This window comes from Levilactobacillus yonginensis, assembly GCF_003946265.1.
Lineage (GTDB): Bacteria > Bacillota > Bacilli > Lactobacillales > Lactobacillaceae > Levilactobacillus > Levilactobacillus yonginensis.
The window spans coordinates 12,403-34,630 of sequence record NZ_RHNO01000025.1 but is presented as its reverse complement, the minus strand read 5'-3'; the positions used below and the strand labels follow the sequence as shown (position 1 = coordinate 34,630).

Annotated in this window: 14 protein-coding genes; 6 read left to right on the top strand and 8 right to left on the bottom strand. The window is 46.0% G+C overall.

Annotation, left to right across the window (positions count from 1 at the left end; all coding sequences use genetic code 11):
* Positions 1–440: 440 nt before the first annotated feature.
* Positions 441–1,622 carry an MFS transporter gene (locus tag EKM87_RS10645; RefSeq protein ID WP_125684604.1) on the bottom strand — a complete coding sequence of 394 codons (1,182 nt, stop codon included), beginning with the start codon at positions 1,620–1,622 and terminating at the stop codon, positions 441–443.
* 233 nt (positions 1,623–1,855) lie between these two features.
* On the opposite strand from EKM87_RS10645, the gene lysS reads away from it, so the two are divergent.
* Together lysS and EKM87_RS10635 are read left to right on the top strand one after the other, a co-directional pair.
* Entirely contained in the window at positions 1,856–3,367 is a 1,512-nt protein-coding gene (gene lysS, locus EKM87_RS10640; protein ID WP_125684602.1) for a lysine--tRNA ligase, read from the top strand.
* Between the two features lie 20 nt (positions 3,368–3,387).
* Positions 3,388–4,902: a UDP-N-acetylmuramoyl-L-alanyl-D-glutamate--2,6-diaminopimelate ligase gene (locus EKM87_RS10635; RefSeq protein ID WP_125684600.1), complete on the top strand. Its 1,515-nt coding sequence runs from the start codon at positions 3,388–3,390 to the stop codon at positions 4,900–4,902.
* Between the two features lie 43 nt (positions 4,903–4,945).
* Here EKM87_RS10635 and EKM87_RS10630 read toward each other — a convergent pair whose 3' ends face one another.
* Positions 4,946–5,905, bottom strand: a complete 960-nt coding sequence (locus tag EKM87_RS10630; protein ID WP_125684598.1) for a hypothetical protein — start codon at positions 5,903–5,905, stop codon at positions 4,946–4,948.
* A gap of 162 nt (positions 5,906–6,067) precedes the next feature.
* Between EKM87_RS10630 and EKM87_RS10625 the strand changes: the two genes are divergently transcribed.
* Positions 6,068–7,234 carry an acetyl-CoA C-acetyltransferase gene (locus tag EKM87_RS10625; protein WP_125684596.1) on the top strand — a complete coding sequence of 389 codons (1,167 nt, stop codon included), beginning with the start codon at positions 6,068–6,070 and terminating at the stop codon, positions 7,232–7,234.
* A 312-nt stretch (positions 7,235–7,546) separates the two neighbouring features.
* On the opposite strand, the gene addA is transcribed toward EKM87_RS10625, so the two are convergent.
* Positions 7,547–11,317, bottom strand: coding sequence for a helicase-exonuclease AddAB subunit AddA (addA, locus tag EKM87_RS10615; RefSeq protein ID WP_125684592.1), 3,771 nt, complete (start codon positions 11,315–11,317; stop codon positions 7,547–7,549).
* The gene (locus EKM87_RS10610) at positions 11,301–14,906 is read right to left on the bottom strand and encodes a PD-(D/E)XK nuclease family protein (RefSeq protein ID WP_125684590.1); all 3,606 of its coding nucleotides are present in this window, start codon (positions 14,904–14,906) and stop codon (positions 11,301–11,303) included. Before EKM87_RS10610 ends, addA begins: the two co-directional genes overlap by 17 nt.
* 176 nt (positions 14,907–15,082) lie before the next feature.
* Here EKM87_RS10610 and EKM87_RS10605 point away from each other — a divergent pair, with 176 nt between their 5' ends.
* Positions 15,083–16,225 carry an ArgE/DapE family deacylase gene (locus EKM87_RS10605; RefSeq protein ID WP_125684588.1) on the top strand — a complete coding sequence of 381 codons (1,143 nt, stop codon included), beginning with the start codon at positions 15,083–15,085 and terminating at the stop codon, positions 16,223–16,225.
* Between the two features lie 59 nt (positions 16,226–16,284).
* Here EKM87_RS10605 and EKM87_RS10600 read toward each other — a convergent pair whose 3' ends face one another.
* The 3 genes from EKM87_RS10600 to EKM87_RS10590 form a co-directional block, all read right to left on the bottom strand.
* A complete protein-coding gene (locus tag EKM87_RS10600) occupies positions 16,285–17,301 on the bottom strand; it encodes a polysaccharide deacetylase family protein (RefSeq protein WP_125684586.1) in 1,017 nt (338 codons plus the stop codon).
* 128 nt (positions 17,302–17,429) lie between these two features.
* Complete coding sequence (locus EKM87_RS10595) at positions 17,430–17,804, bottom strand: hypothetical protein (RefSeq protein WP_225428440.1); 375 nt, start codon at positions 17,802–17,804, stop codon at positions 17,430–17,432.
* Between the two features lie 67 nt (positions 17,805–17,871).
* Positions 17,872–18,474, bottom strand: a complete 603-nt coding sequence (locus EKM87_RS10590) for an NAD(P)-binding oxidoreductase (protein ID WP_125684582.1) — start codon at positions 18,472–18,474, stop codon at positions 17,872–17,874.
* Between the two features lie 147 nt (positions 18,475–18,621).
* Here EKM87_RS10590 and EKM87_RS10585 point away from each other — a divergent pair, with 147 nt between their 5' ends.
* Entirely contained in the window at positions 18,622–19,605 is a 984-nt protein-coding gene (locus EKM87_RS10585; RefSeq protein WP_125684580.1) for an aldo/keto reductase, read from the top strand.
* Between the two features lie 204 nt (positions 19,606–19,809).
* Positions 19,810–21,120, top strand: coding sequence for an NCS2 family permease (locus EKM87_RS10580; protein WP_125684578.1), 1,311 nt, complete (start codon positions 19,810–19,812; stop codon positions 21,118–21,120).
* 155 nt (positions 21,121–21,275) lie between these two features.
* On the opposite strand, the gene EKM87_RS10575 is transcribed toward EKM87_RS10580, so the two are convergent.
* Entirely contained in the window at positions 21,276–22,190 is a 915-nt protein-coding gene (locus EKM87_RS10575) for a prenyltransferase (protein ID WP_125684576.1), read from the bottom strand.
* Positions 22,191–22,228 lie beyond the last annotated feature (38 nt).

Here is a 22,228-nt window from a genome sequence, read left to right as displayed (position 1 = left end):
GGGTTTGATACCAAGTATCAAACCGCCCTACACATATTTGGTTTGTCGAAACAATGTTCAGTTTTCAAAGGTCTACCAGCTATCCGCTCTCGCAGACAGCTTAATAATCATATCATTCAATCAATATGATGTCAACAGGAAGTTTGATTTAACAACGTTTTCCACTGACCGCCGTCTCAATGAGACAGCTAGAATAATATATCATTTTATCAACACAACTGTCAACAACTATTTCCAATCTTTCGAATTGGTCTAGCTGATGAATCGCCGTGACAACGTATATAACTATACCAACCACAGGCCCCACCGTCAACTAAAATACGTAGAAAATGAAAATTATTTTCAAAGGCGAATACTATCTCTGAAAGCCGTTAAAAAGAGACGGATAAACCGGGTGTTCCCCGTACCGTCTCCCAATAATGGTTCGTCTCAATTTTTACTTAGCTTTCACGTTGGCGGATAATTGGCCAAATGCCCACCAAAAAACAAATAGCAATCATGCCATCAACCATGGCACAGAGGAAAAACAATAGTGAAAAGGACGTCGAGTAACTAATTACAACGCCTCCAAGAACTGGCCCCAATGCTTTCCCCAAAGAGGAAAAGGCGTTCACCAGTCCCTGGTACAAGCCTTCATTACCGACCGTATGGGCATTGATCAGTGCCGGGACACCAGGAACATATACAGCTTCTCCAAACGTTAGTAGGGTCATTGCGCCAAATAACACAACGACACTAGACGCACCACTTAATAGAAGAAACGACCCACCAATTGCCACTAATCCCATCAAAATCTGCCAGGGAACTACCCGCGGATGGTTCACGCGGGCCATCAACGTTTGAATGACAATTAGCAGAACACCATTATAGACCCACAGGTAACTATACAGTTTGATACTAAGTCCCTCGTTTTGAATGAACACTGACACATTACTCATCCACTGTGCGTAGGTCACCCACATAAAAATCAAAGTTAATAACAGAACACCTAAGCCGACTTTCGTTAATTGCTGTTTAACTCGTGGCTGACGGACAGCCGTTTGATCATTTTTTACATCAAACGATAAAGATCGCTGTTCAAAGTTCCCCGCACACTTCGCCCACAGAATAAGTGCCAACCCATAGCAACCGATCAACAGGGCAAAAATTGGACGTAAGCTATGGTGAAATAATACGCCAATACTAGCGGTACCCACCACTAATCCAACATTAATGAAGATATAGAGCAAATTGAACAAACGGCCATCCGTTCCCAGTTGTGCCGTAATCGCTGTAATCAAGGTCAGCATTCCCCCGGTGAGCAAGCCAAAAATGACTAAGACAATCGGATAGGCAATGATACCGTTCCAAATAAATCCTACTCCTGCATCAACCAGTAAAGCCACTAGCATTGCTAGTCCAACAACCCGGGCCGAGTATCGATCCGTTAAGACACCACCTATGTATCCCCCTAACACGTTACAGCCAGAGTACGCCGCTAATATCAGGCCACTTTGAACCAGGTTCAGGTGTAAATCTCCATGTAAATAGATTGTTGTCAGTGGCCACATCACGCTATACGCCGTGTTCACCAAAAATCCTAAAACCAGTAATGGCCACATTTTTCGCATCACTTTTGCCACGTTAATTTTCCCCTTCTTTCTATATTATGGACTTCTTTAAACTCAGTCTATCATGTTTACTGAGTCCCCCAAAAGGCCTTCCAGTCAGAAAGCTGATAAATACCGCGCAAAGAAAACGCCTTCATAGACTTAACGCACCGTTGGGACTTGCTTATTCGGTAAAAATCAACTAAATTTAAGGGAGGTCTGGATTCATAGAACTTTTGAATCAATACTTTATAGGAGGACACAACATGGGTAACAGCAAGAATAATAATGCCACACCGGCTGATCTGAATGATCAAATGCAGGTTCGTCGGGATAAAATGAATAATCTACAAGAACAGGGCATCGCACCTTTCGGTCACCGCTTCGATAGAACTGACGACAGTAAGTCGCTCGTTGAAAAATACGACAAGTATGATAAAGAAGAGCTGATGGAAGACAAACATTATGTTGCTGTTGCGGGTCGGATTACCGGTAAGCGTGGTAGTGGTAAGGCCGGCTTCATCGACTTGCTCGACAGAACTGGTGTCATCCAAGGTTATGCACGACAAGACGAACTTGGTGAAGACAAGTACAGCCTCTACAAGACCCTAGACTTAGGGGACTTTATTGGTGCCAAAGGTTACGTCATCAAGACGAACACTGGTGCCCTCACGCTTCGTTTCACTGACTTTGAATTCTTATCTAAGGCTTTACGGCCATTACCAGATAAGTACCATGGTCTGACTAATCCTGAAACTATCTACCGTCAACGGTACCTTGACTTAATTTCAAACCGCGACAGTTTTGACCGGTTTGTTAAAGTCACTCAAATCAAGCGTGCTATCCGCGAATACCTGGACAGCGAAGGCTACTTAGAAGTCGACACACCAGTCCTTCAAACTGAAGCTGGTGGTGCTGAAGCTCGTCCATTCGTGACCCACTCCAACGCATTCGACATTCCTTTGTACCTCCGGATTGCCACTGAACTTTACCTCAAGCGTTTAATCGTTGGTGGTATGGAAAAGGTTTACGAATTGGGCAAAGACTTCCGGAACGAAGGGACTGACGTTCGTCACAACCCTGAATTTAACATGGTTGAAGTCTATACTGCCTATGCTGATTACACCGATGTCATGGACTTAACGGAAAACATCTTCCGCTTCGTGGCTAACAAGGTTAACGGCTCTGGTCAAATCAGTTACCAAGGTAAAGATATCGACCTCGACAGTGATTTCAAGCGTGTTCACATGGTTGACGCTGTTAAGGACGCCACTGGTATCGACTTCTGGCAACCAATGTCTGATGAAGACGCCCACAAGATTGCCGAAGAAAATGGCATTCATTGTGAACCATACTGGAAGGTTGGTCACATCATCAACGCCTTCTTCGAAGAAAAGGTTCAAGACAACCTGGTCAACCCAACCTTCATCTATGGTCACCCCGTTGAAATTTCACCATTGGCTAAGAAGAACCCTAAGGATGCACGGTTCACCGACCGGTTCGAACTTTACATTGATGGTAGCGAATACGGTAACGCCTTTACTGAATTAAACGACCCCGTCGATCAGCGTCAACGGTTTGAAGCCCAAGATGCAGAACGGGCAGCCGGTAACGAAGAAGCCCACGGTATCGATAACGATTACGTCGAAGCCATGGAATACGGTATGCCACCTACTGGTGGTTTGGGTATTGGGATCGACCGGATGACGATGTTGTTAACTGATTCAACCTCCATCCGCGATGTCATGCTCTTCCCAACCATGCGGCCTAACGACTAACCACGAAAAGAGGCAATTGAATGAGAGCAAACCAGCTGATCGCGTTACTGCAGGAACATAACTTATTCCGCAGTACCACGCTTAAATCAGACGACGTCGACTTTGCATCGTTAACCTACGATTCTCGCAAGGCCAGCGCCAACGGCCTCTTCGTCTGCAAGGGCTTCAATTTTTCAGTGGATTATCTGCACGCCGCCATTCAAAATGGTGCCAGCGCCTACTTGGCTGAAAAAGACTACCACGTTGACGTACCCGTAATCCTAGTTAATGACGTTCGTAAAGCGTTATCGCTTGCGGCTCAACTATACTTCGGTTTCCCACAGAATGACCTGTTTGTCATTGGGTATACTGGTACCAAAGGGAAAACGACCTCAACCTACTTTACGAAAAACATTTTGAACCACGCCTTTCCTCAACAAGTAGCCATGTTCTCAACCATCAACCACATTCTTGGTCCACGGCCAGAAGATCAGTTCCGCGCTCACCTTACGACGGCCGAATCTTTCGACCTCTTCCACGAGATGCGGCAGGCTGTTGATAACGGGCAAAAGGTGCTGGTTATGGAAGTCGCGTCACAAGCTTACTTGTTGGACCGCGTGTACGGGTTGAAATTTGATGTTGGGATTTTCCTCAATATTTCTCCTGATCACATCGGGGTCAATGAGCATCCTAACTTCGCTAACTACCTCTTCTGCAAGATGCAGCTCATGCTTAACTCGCGTAACTGCATCATTGACGCAGATATGGATCACTTCGATGAAGTCTACGCTGCAGCGAAGGTCTCAACTGAACCGGACCATATTTTCACTTATGGTTTCAATCAGGAACAGGCCAGCCTGTCCATCACGAGTAGTGAAGCTACTCTGACGGATAGTGAGTTCGGGTTAACGGCCAACGACGAACGGCTAACTGATTTAGCAACAACGTTCAACGTGTCAGTGCCTGGTGACTTTAACCAGAGCAATGCTACGGCTGCTATCCTAGCTAGTTACTTAGCCGGTGCTCACGTCGCTGACATGCAAAACGGCTTGGCCCACACGACCATTCCCGGTCGGATGGAGTTCATCAAGACTCAGCACCATGGGACAGTCTACATTGACTACGCCCATGATTGGGGGAGTATGAACGCCCTTCTGAGTTTCCTACACACCCAATTTCCTGACCATCAGATTATCACCGTGCTTGGGAGTACGGGTGATAAGGGTGAGGATCGGCGTGAAGGATTTGCCCAAGCCCTTAACGACTACGCGGACGTTGCCTTCTTAACCACTGACGATCCGGGTCACGAAGATCCCATCGCCATTGCCAAAGAAATTGATAGTCACATTGACCACAATAAGGTGAACGTGACCATCGTCGCCCAGCGTGAAGAAGCCATTCAGCACGCCATTGCTACCGCCACTAATAACGACCTAGTTGTTTTAGCTGGTAAGGGACAGGACGCTTATCAAAAAATCAATGGGGTCGACACCCCTTACGCCTCCGATCCCGTCGTTGCCCACGAGGTTATCGACGACTTGGCAGACGAAAAATAAGACCAGCAAAAAAGAGTTTGGAAATTTCCAAACTCTTTTTTGTTTACCGTCGACGCTTACGCCGCCGTTTTTGACTATATTTGATTTGTTTAATATGTTTCTTGTGAGTTAGATGCCGATCCGTAGCAAACAGTTCCTGACTAGCGGTTGGGTGACGGCGCAAGTAATCCTGCGTAAATGCGTCCACTTTCGTGTGATCATTCGCATCAATACCCTCACGCTGCATCGCCGTAGTCAGTTCTTCAAAGAAACTCTCCAGCTTAGGATCATACATCGTGACTAATGCGTCGTGGTGCCCACTAACCCAATCCAACAGTGACTGACCTTGTGGTAGCTTCTTTTGCGTCATTAAGTAACTGAATAAGGTCGTCAAAGCAAATGGCACCAGGTTGAATAGCTCTGGCACCCGGTCCTGTTCGTCTAATAAATGCGTAAATGGCCCAAACATGATTTCGCTGAGCGTTTTGACATCCCAGTCCTGAGGTTCTAAGTGCTTCCCCGTAATCATCAATTCAGCCGTCGTATGAACGATTGTCACAAAGTGTTGCAGGTCGGCAGCCTTTAAATTGGCAACATCAGCCTGTTCCACCATGTCCTGAACCCACTGTTCAACCAAAGCAACCACGTCTTCATAGGCAGCTTGTTCATCAGCCGCTTCGGCGTGTTTCTCGACCAACACGGGCCGAGCGTTCTTCAAGGCCACTTCTAATTCCTTTAAATTAGGGAGTTGTTGCGCCTTGAAATAAGCCGTGAGGACAGGCACCACCGCGACAAAGTAAAGGTGCGGTTGATCAACTAACGTTGGTAAGGCTGCCAAAGTTGCTGCAACCTGCTGCGCCGTCCAAGTGTCCCCCGCCATATTGACGGTCTCTCGAGCGTGCAAAACATCCTGCAAAATGCTAGCCGCGTACTTTTGCTGGTTAGCTGACAATTGAGCCAATCGTTCTGGCGTCAAAAATTCTGCTGGCGTCAGTGATTTGGCAGTTGACTCTGTTCGTTTCATAACTTCTATTCCCCTATCTTGAAGCCCACCCCCCTATTATAGGAAAAATAATTAAGAAAAAGCAAATCCCCCGTGAACTCCTTACCAAATTCAAGACAAATCCGGTAAAGTTCGTTATATTAGAGTTTCGGAAACCATTTCGTAAAGGAGAAACCAATTAGCATGGCAGATAAAGTAGTAATCGTTAGTGCGGCCCGGACCCCAATCGGCAAATTTGGCCGGAATTTCCACGGAATATCCGCCGTTCAGTTGGGGACCATCGCTGCGAAGGCCGCCATTGAACGTAGCGGCCTCGCACCCGCCATGATTCAGCAAACCATTTTTGGAACAGTATTGCAGGCTGGGCAAGGACAAAACGTCGCCCGCCAGGTAGAATTAAACGCTGGTTTACCAGTTACTAGTACCGCCATGACCATTAATCAGGTCTGTGGATCAAGTCTTAAAGCAATCCGTTTAGGCCAAAGCGCTATCCTGATGGGTGACGCAGACGCTGTCTTAGTCGGCGGGACTGAGAGCATGAGTCACGCCCCATACTTGAACCCCCGGACCCGTTGGGGCAGTAAATATGGTGATGTAACACTGACAGATAGTCTGGCTAAAGACGGACTAATGGACGCCTTCACCGACGTTCCCATGGGCATCACCGCTGAAAATGTCGCAGAAAAATATCACGTCAGTCGAGCTGAACAAGACACCTTCTCCTTAGATTCTCAGGAAAAGGCTACCCAGGCCCAACTTAACGGACGATTTGCGGACGAAATTACACCGGTTCCAGTGGGTGATAAGCTCATTACCACCGATGAAGCCGTGCGTACTGATACTTCCCTGGAACAGCTAGCTGCTCTCAAGCCTTCATTCAAACCTAACGGCACAGTGACTGCTGGAAACTCAGCAGGGCTCAATGACGGGGCCGCTGCCATGGTCCTAATGCGTAAATCTACAGCAGACGCTGCCGGCATCCCCTATTTGGCAACGTTAGCGGGTTATCAAGAAGTTGGCATTGATCCGGCCATCATGGGTTATGCACCCGTCACCGCTATTCAACAAGTCCTAACGCAAGCCAATTTGACCCTAGCTGATATTGATTGTTTTGAAATCAATGAGGCCTTTGCCTCGCAATCCGTCGCCATTGCCCGGGACCTACACCTCCCAGCCGATCGGCTAAACGTCAATGGTGGTTCAATTGCCTTAGGCCACCCGCTAGGTGCTTCAGGAACGCGAATCGCCGTTACCTTACTGTACGAACTACTCCACAGTGACAGCAAACGGGGACTAGCCAGTATGTGCATTGGCGGTGGGATGGGAATTGCTCTCATTATTGAACGCTAGTCTCTGACCACCCCTTAATCTCTGCTATAATGGAGCCACTACACAACCCATAAAAGGAGCGAAAACCATGTTGACCAGTGATTTTGACGTAAAACTAAAATTAATCATTTTATTTACTGTGGGCCTAGTGACTTTAGCAGTTATTCTGGGTTATCTCTGGCATCGTAACCATCACTATTATCAAGGATTCTCTGGTCTAATTGGTGTAATAGTCGTTCAGCTGTTCATTCTGACATCGCTATTATTAATTCATCAATAAAAAATGAGGTTGTATCGTTCTAAACGGTATAACCTCATTTTTGTATCCATCTATTATTTTTGAATCTCTTGCTTAGGTACTGCAACCAATTGGCCAGCAGTCAACAAATATAAATACTGGGCAATAACTGGCTGTTGCGTCATTTGTTGTAATGCCTCAGCGTACAGATTAACCTGGCCACCATACCGATCAATCAATTTAGCCTCACTCTGCGCTAAGTTACGCGAATTAACGTGATCAGTTTTGTAGTCAAACAGAACAATCCCCTCTGGCGTCCTTAAGTAACCATCCACAATCCCATGGACTAACACTTGAGAATCAGCTTCCTGAAAATCCTTAAAAAGGCTCTGAGCTGGCATCAATAATGAAAATGGCACCTCACGTTGCAAATCTTCGGGGTTCGCTAAAATCTGCTGACCCAGATTACTTTGGAAAAATTGTAAAATTGCAGCAACTTGTATCCGTTCAGCCACTTCACTGGTCAGAACACCATCTGTAACCAACCCATCGATAACTGCCTGAATGCTATCAGCAGTTGGTTCCGTTGATACCGATATCTGCTGTAACACCAAGTGGGTTGCCGTCCCAATTTCAGTTGCCAACGGTTCTCGCACAGTTTGTAGAAAGTCTGGTCGCGCAAAATCATGCGTAACAAATCGGTTTCCTGCTTGGCCGTGCGTATCAGGTTGATATTCACCAATTGACGCGTTATCGGGATCTTCAAACAGCCGTTTAGCTTCAGAAACTGATTGATACGCAGTTGTTACTGTGGCTGCCTGATGCGGATATTGAAAATCCATAATATGCTTAACTTGTGCGCTATCAACTGTATCAGCAACTGTCTCGGCTGACTTAGCGGTCTGCGTCAACCAATCAACCGCCGCCTCATTAACTTGTTGTGCCGGCTCAACATCAGCTGCCGTAGCAAAGTGCACCTTGAACTTAGCCGGATCACCAGCTAGGCCACTAAAGGTCGTTGAGCCCTGGCGTAAGGTCTCATCAAATTGTGGATCACGAACTAGACACATACCGATCCAATCTAAGTAGTTAGCTAAGGTGTTTTTTTCACGCAAGGTAGCGTTTAAAACCAAGTCCGGGCTTTGATAAGCCTGTTCCCAAGCTGAAATAGCCTCGGCCTCACTCTTATGAGAACCCACAATATAAATCCGTGATTCAGCCCGGGTCAACGCCACGTAAAGTTTCCGCATTTCCTCAGCCAGGCTGGCCCGTGAAATGGCTTGCGCCGTGACTAATTTTTGTAAGCTGGGCGCCTTGATTCGACTTTCTGGGTTCAAATAATCGATACCAATTCCCGACTTCCCACTCATCACATAATTTCCCTGTTGATCTTGCCGATTGAACTGGCGAGAAGCATCCATGATAAACACCACGGGAAATTCAAGCCCTTTACTCCCATGAATCGTCATCACTGACACAGCATCTTCTGCTGACTGAACTGGAGCCCCAGCCAAATCAGCATCCCGTTCTTGTAGCTTTTCTACAAACCGCACAAATTGAAAGAGACCTTTGAAACTACTCTTCTCATAACTCTGTGCCCGTTCATACAAGGCGTGCAAGTTGGCTTGTCGTTGTTCACCTGCTGGCATCCCCCCAACGTAGTCTAAGAAACCAGTTTCCTGATAAATTCGCCAAATCAACGTCACCAATTCGTTTTGCTGAGCAATGTCACGGAAGGTTTGTAACTGCTCCAAAAAATGACTGACTTTATCATACACGGTCTGCTGGAAGTCACTGGCACTCCCCGCCGCAAAAGTCTGTTGAAAATGCTGCACAGCTTGGAAATAGTCTCCAGTTCGCTGATTGATTCGGAGCAACGCCAATTCATTTTCATTCAAGCCCACAATCGGTGACCGCAAAACGGCAGCTAAAGGAATATCTTGATACGGATTATCAATTACCCGGAGTAATGCCATCATGATTTGAATTTCCGTCGTCTTAAAGTAGTTCTGTGCGTCGTTAACAACTACTGGAATACCCAACCGTCGCAGTTCATCGGTAATAATCAAGTTGTTGGTCCGCGTTGGTGTCAGCAATGTAATATCCTTGTACGCCATCGGTCGTACCTGCTTGGCATCACGATCGTAAATAGGTGTCTTATCGGCAATTAATTGCTGAATCTGTTTACCAACGAGTAACACTTCACCCTGATGCTTATTATCTACCTGGAAAGTAGCATCCATGGCTTCTCCATCATCGCTTTGAGAATCATCATTTCCCTCAGTCAGATAGACCAACAGTTCAGCAGTACTTTCGACTTTCTCAGGATAATACTTCGCCCCAAACTTCAACTGTGCAGACCCCGTATAAGCAATTTCTCCTAGCTCTCGATCCATCAATTGCTTGAAGATCAAATTGGTGAAATCATCCACGTTTTTCATTGAACGGAAGTTTTCAGCCAAGACAATCAATTCACCAGCCTGACTATCTGCTTGGTACCGATCCGTCTTTCCCATAAATAAAGTGGGATCCGCTTGCCGGAATCGATAAATAGATTGTTTAACATCGCCCACCATAAAGAGATTACCAGTTGGTGCGGGCTGAGCAATCGCCGTTAAAATAGCCTCTTGCAGACTGTTGGTATCTTGATACTCATCCACCATAATTTCAGCATATTGATCCTGTAACTGTTGCGCTACCTGGTGTGATTGCGCGGTATCCTGCGTCAAAATTTCCAAAGCTGCATGCTCAATATCCGCAAAATCTAAAACGTGACGTCGTTGTTTCTCTTGACGATAAGCCTGCCGGAAGTCCATGACGACCTTACCAAGCTCAGTAACTAGTTCTCCTGCAGCCGCGATAGTCGACATAGCTTGTGCTTCGTCCTGAATCAAATACGTCTTCTTCAACGTTTCTAATTGTTTTTTGGCTGGATCATAGTAAGTCGTCTTAAGTTCGTTATAAACGGGATAATCCTCATTCGTCTTGCGAATACTAGGAATACGCCCCCATGGGAAATTCTGAATGGCTGCTCGTAACGCATTCCAACTCCCATCACTGGCTAATGTGACTACCTCTTGCATGCTACCTAAAATGGTGGTTACGTGTTCCGCTTGCTTGGTTAAGTTAGCCTGATCAGCCAGCTGATAGGCACTCGTCAAATCTGCCTGAATCTGTTTCAACTGTTCCATGAACAGGGGCTGCAAACGTTCACGGTAAAAGGTGGTCCCCGTTAGCTGATCACTATCCAGCTGATATGGCGTTGCCAAATTAGCCAGCCATGCTTCGGGATGAGGAGTCGCATTGGCAAACGTATAGGTTTGTTGAACCAGTTCTGCAAGGCCATCATCACTACGATCTCCAGAAAAATTCTCCGTTAAACGTGCAAATAGTCCAGTCTCGTCATCCGCATATAATTGTTCACGTAGATCTGACCAAACTTCATCCCGCATTAACGCGTTCTCCGTTTCATCCGCTAATAGCCGAAAAACTGGATCCTGGTCGATTACATAGTAATAATGCTGCAAGATTCGCAAACAAAATGCATCCAACGTACTAATATCCGCTACTGGCAATTGATTTAACTGACGCAAATAGAATTGCTGTTGTTCGGCGTTCCCTTGATTAGCAGCCAACTCTTGCCGTAATGCTGTCTGAATACGATCCCGCATTTCAGCAGCTGCGGCTTTGGTAAAAGTCACGATTAAAATTTCATCAATACCCGTGCCTGACTTTAATCGTTCGATAACGCGTTGAACAAGTACCCGCGTTTTACCAGAACCCGCAGAGGCTGATACAAGTAAGTTGTTCCCAGTCTGGTGAATTGCCTGATCCTGACTAGGAGTGAAATTAAATTTTGCGCTCATCTGGGTCCTCCTGTTCTTGTTCTTCTTTGATCCGAGCAATAACCTCGTCCTTCTTCAGAGCGGTCAATTCACGATAATTGTTTTCCTTTAACAAAGGATCAAATTGCATGATCGACTTATACGGTGAAAACTGTAAGGCAGTTCGATTCTGCTCTCGAAATGGTGCTAAATCAACGTGACCATCAAAAATCTGATTAGCAGCGCGTTTAATCAACCGTTCGGTATGGCCAAGTAAGAGGTCCAACTCACCCGGATTAACTAGCATCTTGCCATATGACGTGATGCCCCCATCTTTCTTGCGTCGCAATCCTTGGAATAGAAGTGAACTCCCAGTGTAATCTGGCTCACTAAATAACGTATCAATGTTAGTCAAAAGGTCGGGGTCGTCTAGCAATAGTCCCTGATAGCGTTCTTCTTTTAATAACGCCACTAAGGGGTCCTCGCCTAAAACATCGGTAGCTTTTAGAATTGGGTTTTGTAAATGTAAGTAGACAGCCCCCGCTAGCTCGGCCGCTTGTTCATCATCATCCAATAAATCTGGCATATTCTTTTTGACAGCGTCTAGGTACGTCAACATTTGCATGGCTTGACCATAATAAGCATCCTGATAACTGAATTTGTGCTCAGAACTCTTGTAATCGACAATTCCCAAGAACGTTTTGTCATTAACTTCCAATGCATCCAACCGGTCAATCCGCCCACGAACTGATACTTGACGCCGTTTGCCCAAGTCAAATGATAATGGCTTTAGTCCACGTTCATCCCCTAGTCCGAACTGCACTTCCGTTCGTCGTGGCCGTAGTTTGGTTCGCGTGCTCTGCTCATGAAGTGTCCGCGCCATCTGACGCATCGTCTTAATCAGCTGCTGGCGGATATAGCCCATACGATGGGAACTTTCTAGAATGGCAAATTGCGGATTCTCTGAAGTATCCAATACCTGAGCGATGACTTCATCGGTTAACTCGTGTAACTGTTGCGCGTCCAGACTAGCCAAGTCTAAATGTTGCTGTTTAACTAGCTTCATTAGCCCGTCTAAGGTCGCATGGAAGAATTCCCCGGTACTTGCCGGTGAAAGTTCAAAAACGTCTCTCTCCTGCAATTTAAGCCCATATTTAAGGAAGTAAGCATATGGGTTGGCATAGTATTCCTCTAACTTAGAAATTGACGTACTAATTTTCTGCCCATATAAGTGGGTCACAATATCAGGCGTCAATTGTGTAGGCACATTGCGATAGCTTAAACTACCTAACAATTTTGTCGTGAGATCACCATAGTTTCGATCCGCCCGAAGTAGCCGTAACACGTACAACCACGGCTTGGATAAGGGTTCCTCACGCAGTTGACTATCCCGACTCGCTTGAACCAAATGCCGTAGTGTACTTCGGCGTGTCCCTACAAACGGTAAAATTGCCGTTTCATCTGCACTAGGTGTTGCTGCTGCCTTGATAATCGGCAAGTTGAAGTAGTCCCTAATACGGGCTACGTATGGAGAAATTTCCAGCCCATTCCGATCACCGTCGCTATTTACTGGGTAACTAAAAATTAATTGCTCACTGCCACTCAAAAAGGCCAGATAATTAAGATATGGCTCACCCGCTAACTGCGTCGCTGCATCATCTCGCAGATAACTTGTTTCATCAACAGACTGCAGCTGTGTACTTAAGTCTTGACGATCGTTATCAGCCAACAGCGTTGTTGGAACTTGGTCGTCGGGCATGGCATCAGCAGTGGCTCCCATTAGAAAAGTGACTTTTCGGTTGTTGGCTTGAACGATCCCACTTTCTGAAATGGTCACTTGGTCTAACGTTGACGGGATTTGACTAAACTTAGCACCAGCAAATCCCGCTTGTAGTAAGGTTTGAAAATCGGTTTGACTGAAAGCCAAATCACCAATAATACTGTGACATTCATCTAACATCTGACAGAAAGTTGCCCACGCTTGCTCTGGTTGACCGGCTTGAACCAAATCACCCGCCGCAATCGCCTGATCCCGCCAAGCCATTAAACGTTGGCTCACACCCGCACCATCCAAAAATTGATACAAAACTGCCGCTGCATCCGTGTAGGTTTTCGCTGCCTTTAGTCGTGCAAAAAATGGCGGTAAGGTCTGTTTTATAAAGTGACGAATCTGGTTAACTTGCACCGTTACCCGGTCATCCTGCGTCGTTTGAACGCCCACATCCCCACTAGCAAAACGGTGAAAGACCCAATCTTTTTCTTGCGTCCATCGATGTTGTCCCTCATAGCCATTCTTCAAGACCATATTTTCCGTAAGTGCCAATGCCTGCCGATAATCCGTTAGTGACATTGGCTCACCCGCATCATCTTTGGGTAGCAGGAGTTCCGATTTCAAAACCCGAAACACGTCCGCATAACGATAGTTACGCCGTTGAACATCAAACAAAGCATTAATTAATTCCACGAAAGGATGATCAGCCATCTGGACATCGGCATCGTCAAAGTAAGGAATCTCTTGGGCTCGAAAAACTGGATCAATCACCGTTTGATATGCATCTAAGTGCCGAGCGAGAACTAAGAAATCTTGATAACGATATTTCCCAGTCGCGACCAACTGATGAATCTGCGTGGCCACTCGAGACACTTCAACGTAGCGATTATCTGCCTGTACGATTTGGATATTAGTTGGATGGATTGTGGGTTTATCAGGTGCCGGCGATAGGGTATTACTAGCCTGCCAGTACGCATCCAATGCACCTAAATCAGCTGAGACCCGCGACGCTTTAGCACGTTCATCAACCAACACCGGTACGTGATTGGTCTGCGCCACTGTATACAGTTGGTGATAAAGCTTAGCAGATTGAAAAAAGAGATCCGTCGTATCTGGTAAGGCCTGTGGGTAACCCTTATTTAAGTTCAAGGCTACCGTAACACTGGCTGAACGCTGAATTAGAACGGCGGCCAATCGACGTTCTTGCGCACTTAACTGTGAAAATCCTTCTAAGTAAAAATGTGCGTGACTTAAATCAATTCTTGTATCTAAATAGTCCGCCAATTGATTCAATAAATCCGTATTTTCAACATATTTGCCAATCATCTTCGTTTCAAAGGCTTCGTAAATCACCATTAAATCATGTAACTTGGCCTGTAAATCAGCATTCTTGGTTGGAAGCTGATCAATGGCACTCATTAAATCAGCAGCGGTTACCTGGCCAACTTTAAATTCGGATAATTGCGTAGTCAGTTGGCTGATGAATCCTGGTCGATCGACTTCTCCGCGAAAAATAGTTAAGTCATCCGCATGCTCTTGAATAATTTGATAAATCAGCATATTCAAACCCGCTGCGGAGATTCGTGGCAACTGATAAACGGGTTCATTCTTCATGAAAAACCAAGCCAACCGGGTAAACGAAAATACTTGTACTTGCGTCTGTGCAAACAAGCGTTGTTCAGGCGCTATCAGCTGTTTCAAAGCTGTTAGAACATCCACTTCAGTCTCAAACTTGATATGGTTAGGAACTAAATAATAATAAGATTCTTCTGGATGCGTCGTTACTTGCTGAGCCAAGGTGGCCACCATCGGCTCACGGTGATCCAGTCCCGCACTCCCTAAAATAAATTGTAAACTCATCAGCAACCTCCTTGGACACTTTGCTATTGATTATAGTTTAGCATATCTTTAACCAAAAGCGAACGGATGTTCGTTTCCTTTACACGGACTTTACAAATTATTTCAGCCATGCAACGCAAACCGTGATAAACTAGGACTTAACATTAAAAAATGATGAGAGAGCAGGTTGGGATTTTATGGAAGATAGTGAAAAAATTCAGATTCTTCAACACCTTGTGCAGATCAATTCCGTCAACGGCAACGAAGGAGAAGTTGCCGCCTATATCAAGCAACTCTTAGCCAAGCACAATATTTCTGCTAAAATTATTCCTTATGCTGATGGCCGCGACAACATCGTAGCTGAAATCGGTAACCCCGATAGCAAGACCGTCTTCGCTCTGGCTGGTCACTTAGACACCGTCGCAACTGGCGACCTAGCTGACTGGGAATTCGATCCATTTGCAGCGCACATTGCCGACAACCAACTATACGGCCGTGGTGCCGCCGATATGAAGAGTGGTCTAGCTGCAATGGTCATCACAATGATTAATTTAGCCGACCAAAAGGTTTCTTTAAATGGACGGCTACGCTTCATTGGTACCGTCGGTGAAGAAAACGGTGCTATGGGGTCACGGATGTTAACCGAACAAGGCTACGCTGATGATCTCAGCGCAATGGTTATTGGTGAACCCACTGGTGGTAATCTAGTCTACGCCCATAATGGCTCCCTCAATTATCACGTTTATTCGCATGGATTGGGCGTTCACAGTTCCATGCCAGAGAAAGGTATCAATGCCATCACTAATTTGGTCAAATACGTGACGGCTGAGGCGACCGCATTCGATGACGCACCTGTCAGCCCAGAGCTCGGACCACTGGTCCACAGTGTCACCGTCTTCAATGGTGGTGAACAGGTGAACAGCATCCCCGCCAAAGCCGAAATTCAAGGAAACATTCGCCCAATTCCGGAATTTGATAATGCCGCTGTTATTAAACGGTTAAATGCCATCGTCGACCACCTCAATCAAGAAAAACAAGAAGACCTGAAGTTACACGTCGACTATAGCTTCAAACCAATCATCAGTGCACAAGATTCTCCCCTCGTCCAATTGACGAAACAAATTGCCGACGCTGAATTTGCACAACCGATTAAACTTCAAGTCATCCACGGTGCCACCGATGCCTCCGAATTCACCAAATCGACCAACCAATTCCCAGTTATCGTTTATGGTGCTGGCCAGTGGTCCGATGCCCACGCACTTAACGAGTCCGTAGACCTCGATTTGTTCATTCACGTTCAACATGTTTATCAGCAACTTGTTCAAAAATATCTAAGTTAGTCTCAAAAAAAAGATGAGCTTACGGTTAAGACCGGAAAGCTCATCGTTTTTAATTGCTTTTATTTACCAGCGCGACGATAATCGTGGGCACCAAAGTACTGTAACCCTGGTAGTGCTTGGCTATTCAATAACTGACTGACAGTCACCAGGTGATACCCCTTAGCCTTTAACCGCTTAATAATCGTTGGCACGGCCGCAACGGACTGGGCATGAATATCATGCATCAGTACAATGTCGCCACCACGGGTATCACGCATAACTTCATTAATATCCTTCTGTGTATTCAAGTAAGCCCAATCACGAGAATCCACTGACCAGCGAATAATCGGTTGCTCAATGGCCCGTCCCTCAGCAGCCGTAATGTTTCCATATGGTGGCCGAACATACTGTGGTAAGGTCCCGGTAGCTTGGTAAATGGCGCGATTCGTACGCGTAATTTGATCAAAAGTCTTTGACGTGCCAATGCTATCGAAATCGGGATGGTTCCAAGAATGATTCCCCAATTCATTACCATCGGCTAAAACTGCCCGTGAAATTTTTGGATAGCGACTAACGCTCTGCCCCACTTCAAAGAACGTCGCATGGACGTGATACTTTTTCAAAGTTTTCAATAGGCGCGGTGTTAACGTTGGATCTGGCCCATCATCGAAGGTTAATGCGACCATTTTATTCGTCTTGACCGTGTGTGTTCGATTAGCTTTAGGTAAGTATTTATTCAGGATTTTGCCTTTTAGCTGTGCGTAAGGAATCGTAATCTGCTTGACCTTAAAACTATTAGCCAGTAGATTCATCCGAAGCCCAGTAGGCGTTAACGTCGCTTTTTTAGCCATGTTTTTCGGTAGCTTCACTTGATAAACTGCCTTGACCCGACTTCCCTTAGCCTTCTTCTGTTTCAAGATCTGTTGCCGTGCAGCTTGCCGAATGGCAGCCAGCCGGTGCGGATTCTTGTTCGTCAACTGACTGAACGTAACGGTTCGATTAGTGCTCTTAGCTTGTGCCCCTGTCGGATTCATCCCCACAATTAAGACAGCGACCGCTACCACAACGCTTGCAAACAACCATTTTGCTCGCTTCATCTTCATCCCTCCTCAAAAAATGACTCCCCTGTATCTACCCTCAGTTTACCAGTTGTCCAGTAACAAGCCCTACAAAACGTCTTATAAATTCCCCTATAAAAAAAGTAGCCTAACAGATGTTAGACTACCTAATCGTCGGCGCTATCAGGTGGATTGACCGCCTGGTGGTTTTCCTTCAAAACTTCATTCGTATAGTATTCCAGATCAGCTAAAACAGCAGTATCATCGCCTTGTTGTGCTGCCATATTTTCGGCAACCGCCCAACGAGCCAATGCATCCGTAATTGGAACGATATCTTGGATGATGGCCATATCAGAATCTTCCTGATGTTGCTCTTCAATCGACTGAAAGCTTTCGATATCTGTAATTAATCGTAGGGCCTTTCCCGTTTGCTTTTCGACAGATTGAAAAATAACAAAGTGGGCACGCTGATTAGCTTCACCCATTCGCTCACGAATTGCTTGTAACTGCTCATCATCAATATTTAATGCCAATGCATTCACCCCACTACAGCCATTTTAACAAATAATTCATATAATGACGTAACATTTCGTTAGGTTTCATGAAACGTTAGCAAATTGCTAATGATTGATAGTCGTAGCCACCTGCTTGTAGAATCGAGACCGCCACTGTCGCCACTGTTTCACGTGAAACAGTTCCCGCTGGTACCGCTGCCCCTTCTGGAATTATCTGAGGTGCCGTAGCTGGACTATCCGACAGTGTTACTGGCCGTAAAATAGTGTAAGGGAATTCTGCCTCATCGACTAATTTAGCCGCGTACCGCTGCTGATTCAAATACTCCTTAACATCGTTAATACCAGGGTATTGGATAGCTCCAGTCACTTCCTGATCCACCCCCGCCGTACTCAGCATTACGAATCGCGTTAATGCTAGCTGATTGTGATATTGCGCATCGAATAATGCCTCAAAAGCTAAATCAACGTCCATGCCTTCCAATGCAGAAAAAATAATCGGATCATCCTGTAACGCAGCTAGGTAAGTCGCTTCTTTCGTTAAATCACCCGTCAACTCAACGACTTGTTTCGCTAAATCCTGGGGCAGCGTATCATCGACCCCATGTAATACCCGCACGGTCGACTCCTTCGCTTGGGTCAATTGACGTGCCACGGATTGGCCCAGTGCACTTGCACCCACAATCAAATAAGTTGTCATATCATCCGCTCCTTTTTCCTTGCCTTCTAGTGTACCAGAAAGCGTCTCACCTGAGGAACTTCTGGATAAAGTGATTTTGAAATCCAATCAATTTAGGTATAATGAGTGTGTATTGAATCCGGTTTCATCACTATTAGGAGGTAAAATATGACACATAATATGGTAACTATTGGCAAGACTGACGTTCAAACCACGCCCTTGGGACTTGGTACCAATGCAGTCGGTGGTTATAACCTCTTTCCTGGCCTCAAAGATGAAGATGGTATCAACCTAGTCCAGGCTGGTTTAAATCAAGGCATAAAACTGCTAGATACGGCCTTCGTTTATGGCTTAGGCCATTCGGAAGAGTTAGTCGGACAAGCAATGCACGCCTTCGACCGTCACAGTTTCACACTAGCGACCAAAGGGGCCCAAGATTTTTCATCCGGCGAACAGATCATCAACAATGATCCTCAGTTCTTAACTGAGCAAGTCGAAGCTAGTCTAAAACGCCTCAACACTGATTATCTAGATATCTACTACATTCATTTTCCTGATAAGAAAACCCCTAAGGCAGAAGCTGTTGGTGCTCTGCAGCGATTACGTGAGCAAGGAAAGATCCGGGCAATTGGGGTCTCAAACTTTAGCCTAGAACAAGTTAAGGAAGCCAATGCTGATGGCTACCTAGACGTGGTTGAAGATGAATTTAGTCTCCTACATCGGGACCATGAGGCCGACTTGTTGCCTTATCTGAAGGATCATCAAATCAGCTTTGTCCCCTACTTTCCGCTCGCCTCTGGACTGCTGACAGGTAAGTATACTCATGATGTTAGTTTCCCCGCTGATGATATTCGTAGCCAAATCAGCGATTTTCAGGAGCCCCGCTACAGTCAAGCCTTAGCAGCTATCGAAAAAATTCGACCAATTGCAAAAGCTCATCAAGCAACGGTAGCTCAGACCGTTCTGGCCTGGTACATGCAAAACCCACTGATCGGCGTCGTCATCCCTGGCGCCAAAAAGGCTACTCAAGTTGAAGCCAATGCCGGCGCCTTAGATGTAACGCTGAACACGACTGAATACCAGACGATTGACGAGGCCTTCGCCGGTTTCCGAACTGTCACAAGTGGTAAATCACTAGCTGACCCGGATTAATTGAATCTTCCTAAGAGCCAGAGCACTTGCTCGGGCTCTTTTAATTTATCCGAACAATAATTTTATAAATTTAATTGTAATTCGTGATTGTATTCTATTCACAAAAATGATATGCTCTTTAAGTAGTGATTTAGCAATTATATCCGAACATTCATTTAAAACGTTCGGGTTTTCATAAATAAATTATTTTAAGGAGCCTCATTTATGCAACGCATTGCGAACTTTTTCCATTTTGATGAATTAGGAACCAGTTTCCGGACCGAAATGCTAGCCGGTCTCACAACCTTCGTATCCATGGCCTACATTTTGTTTGTAAACCCCCAAGTGTTAGGCGCTTCCGGTATCAGTCAAGGGGCCGTCTTCACAGCCACCGCCTTCGCTTCAGCGTTAGGTTGTTTCCTGATGGGTTTACTGGCTAACTACCCCATCGCAATTTCCGCCAGTTTAGGAATCAACGCCTTCTTTGCCTATTCAGTTGTCATTGGTATGAAGGTTCCTTGGGAAACCGCACTGGCTGGTGTCTTTGTGGCTTCAATTCTCTTCATGATTTTAACCGCATTTAAGATTCGCGAAATGGTGGTTGACGCAATCCCTCGTGATTTAAAGATGGCCATTAGTGCCGGGATTGGGTTGTTCATCGCCTTTATCGGCTTGAGTCAGGGTGGTCTGATTGTCGCTGATAAATCAACAGTTGTCACTCTTGGTTCTCTGCAAGTCGGGAGCACTTGGCTGACTATCTTTGGATTGATCGTCACTATGATCCTCATGAGCGCCCGGGTTCCTGGTGCTATCTTTATTGGGATGGTTGCTAACTCTGTCTTGGGCCTTGCAACTGGATTGATTCCTATGCCCCATCACATCGTTTCAGCAATTCCTAGTATCAGTTCCACTTTCATGGTTGGGTTAACCCACGTGGGAAGTATTAACTCCCTGCAACTAGTCGTCGTTGTTTTAACGTTCCTGCTCGTTACCTTCTTTGACACCACTGGGACATTGGTTGGTTTAGCTGAACAAGCTGGTCTGGTCAAGAACAACAAGCTTCCTCGTATCGGTAAAGCCTTGATGGCTGACTCCAGCACAATGGTTGTCGGCTCACTGCTGGGAACCTCTCCAATGGGTGCCTTCGTTGAATCCTCTGCCGGTATCGCTGTTGGTGGTCGGACTGGTTTCACCGCTATTGTTACGGGTGTTCTCTTCATCTTTGGTGCCTTCTTCTCCCCTCTACTGGCTGTTGTCACGAACCAAGTTACGGCCCCTGCCCTGATTATCGTTGGGGTACTCATGGCCCAATCTCTGAAGAACATCCATTGGGAAAAATTCGAAGTCGCTGCGCCCGCCTTTCTGATTGTCCTGGGTATGCCCCTGACTTACAGTATTTCAGACGGAATTGCCTTAGGCTTCATCACATATCCTTTAACTATGTTGGCTGCTAAGCGCGGCAAGGATGTTGGCCCTATGATGTACGGCCTGGCCGTTGTCTTCGTCCTCTTCTTGTGGATCTTGAACGCCGGATAACAAATGAACAGGTAAAAGCGTCGCCAGTTAATTCTGGCGACGCTTTTTTATACGGTACCAGCAAAACTGTTGCTAGAACCACTTATTTTTTAGACTGCATTAACGACTAACTATAACCCGGGTTAAACGGTGATGCCCCATCATCGGACGCTCCCCTAAAGCCAGGTTCCGATTGCAAACAACACCGGATAGGCTAGGAAAAATAGTGACGCACTCTTCACCGTTGCCATGAATGTCAGCTGTTTGTCTTGGCGTTGAAAAAATGGTGTCATGCCGCGCCACATCACTGGAAGCAATATGGCTGCCCAGCCCGTAATTGCTGGGGCTAAACCCAAGATGACGTTGAGTAGCGGCCACAAACTACCAACAACTAAAAACACCTTGATCACCCGAACGGCACCCCTTTTTCCGGTATAGTAAGCCAACGTATACCGACGGTTGGCAATGTCCTCATCACGGTCAGCCGTATCATTGGCTAATTGCAGTGTGAAGAAGATCAGTGTAAGCGGCAGACACAGCAGAAATGTCACACCAACAATGGTCCAGGATAAGGACCGTTGGCCGTAGATGGACACATAGACACATGTTAACTGGATCAAAAAGGCAATAGCCAAGGCCACGACTGCCGCAGAAAATGGCGTTGCATTAATTGGACGAGGCCCAGCTGTGTAAAAAATGCCGATAGCGTACCCAACTGCTCCAAATACCGCAACCGGCCAGCCAGTTCTCAAGACCAAAATTACACCAGGGACCGCTGCCAATAAATATAACCCCCAGGCAAGCTGAGCTACACCGCGCTCTGGCAAATTCAATCGCCCAACTGGATTCGTTTGTTGTGCGTATCCTTCCCGATCATGCGCATGCTGATAGTCATAATAATTGTCCGCCACGTTGACCGCCAAATCAAAAATAAAGACCACCAGCAGACACAAACCAACGTTTATCCAGTTCACGACACCAACGTTGTACTGCGCAATGGCTGCTCCTAACACAAACCACATCACATTCAATGGTGCTGTATAGATCTCCGTTAATTCAACAAATACTGGCCACTTGAGCCACCTTACCATTGCCATCGCTCCTTTATCTATTCCCAACAAATTGAGTG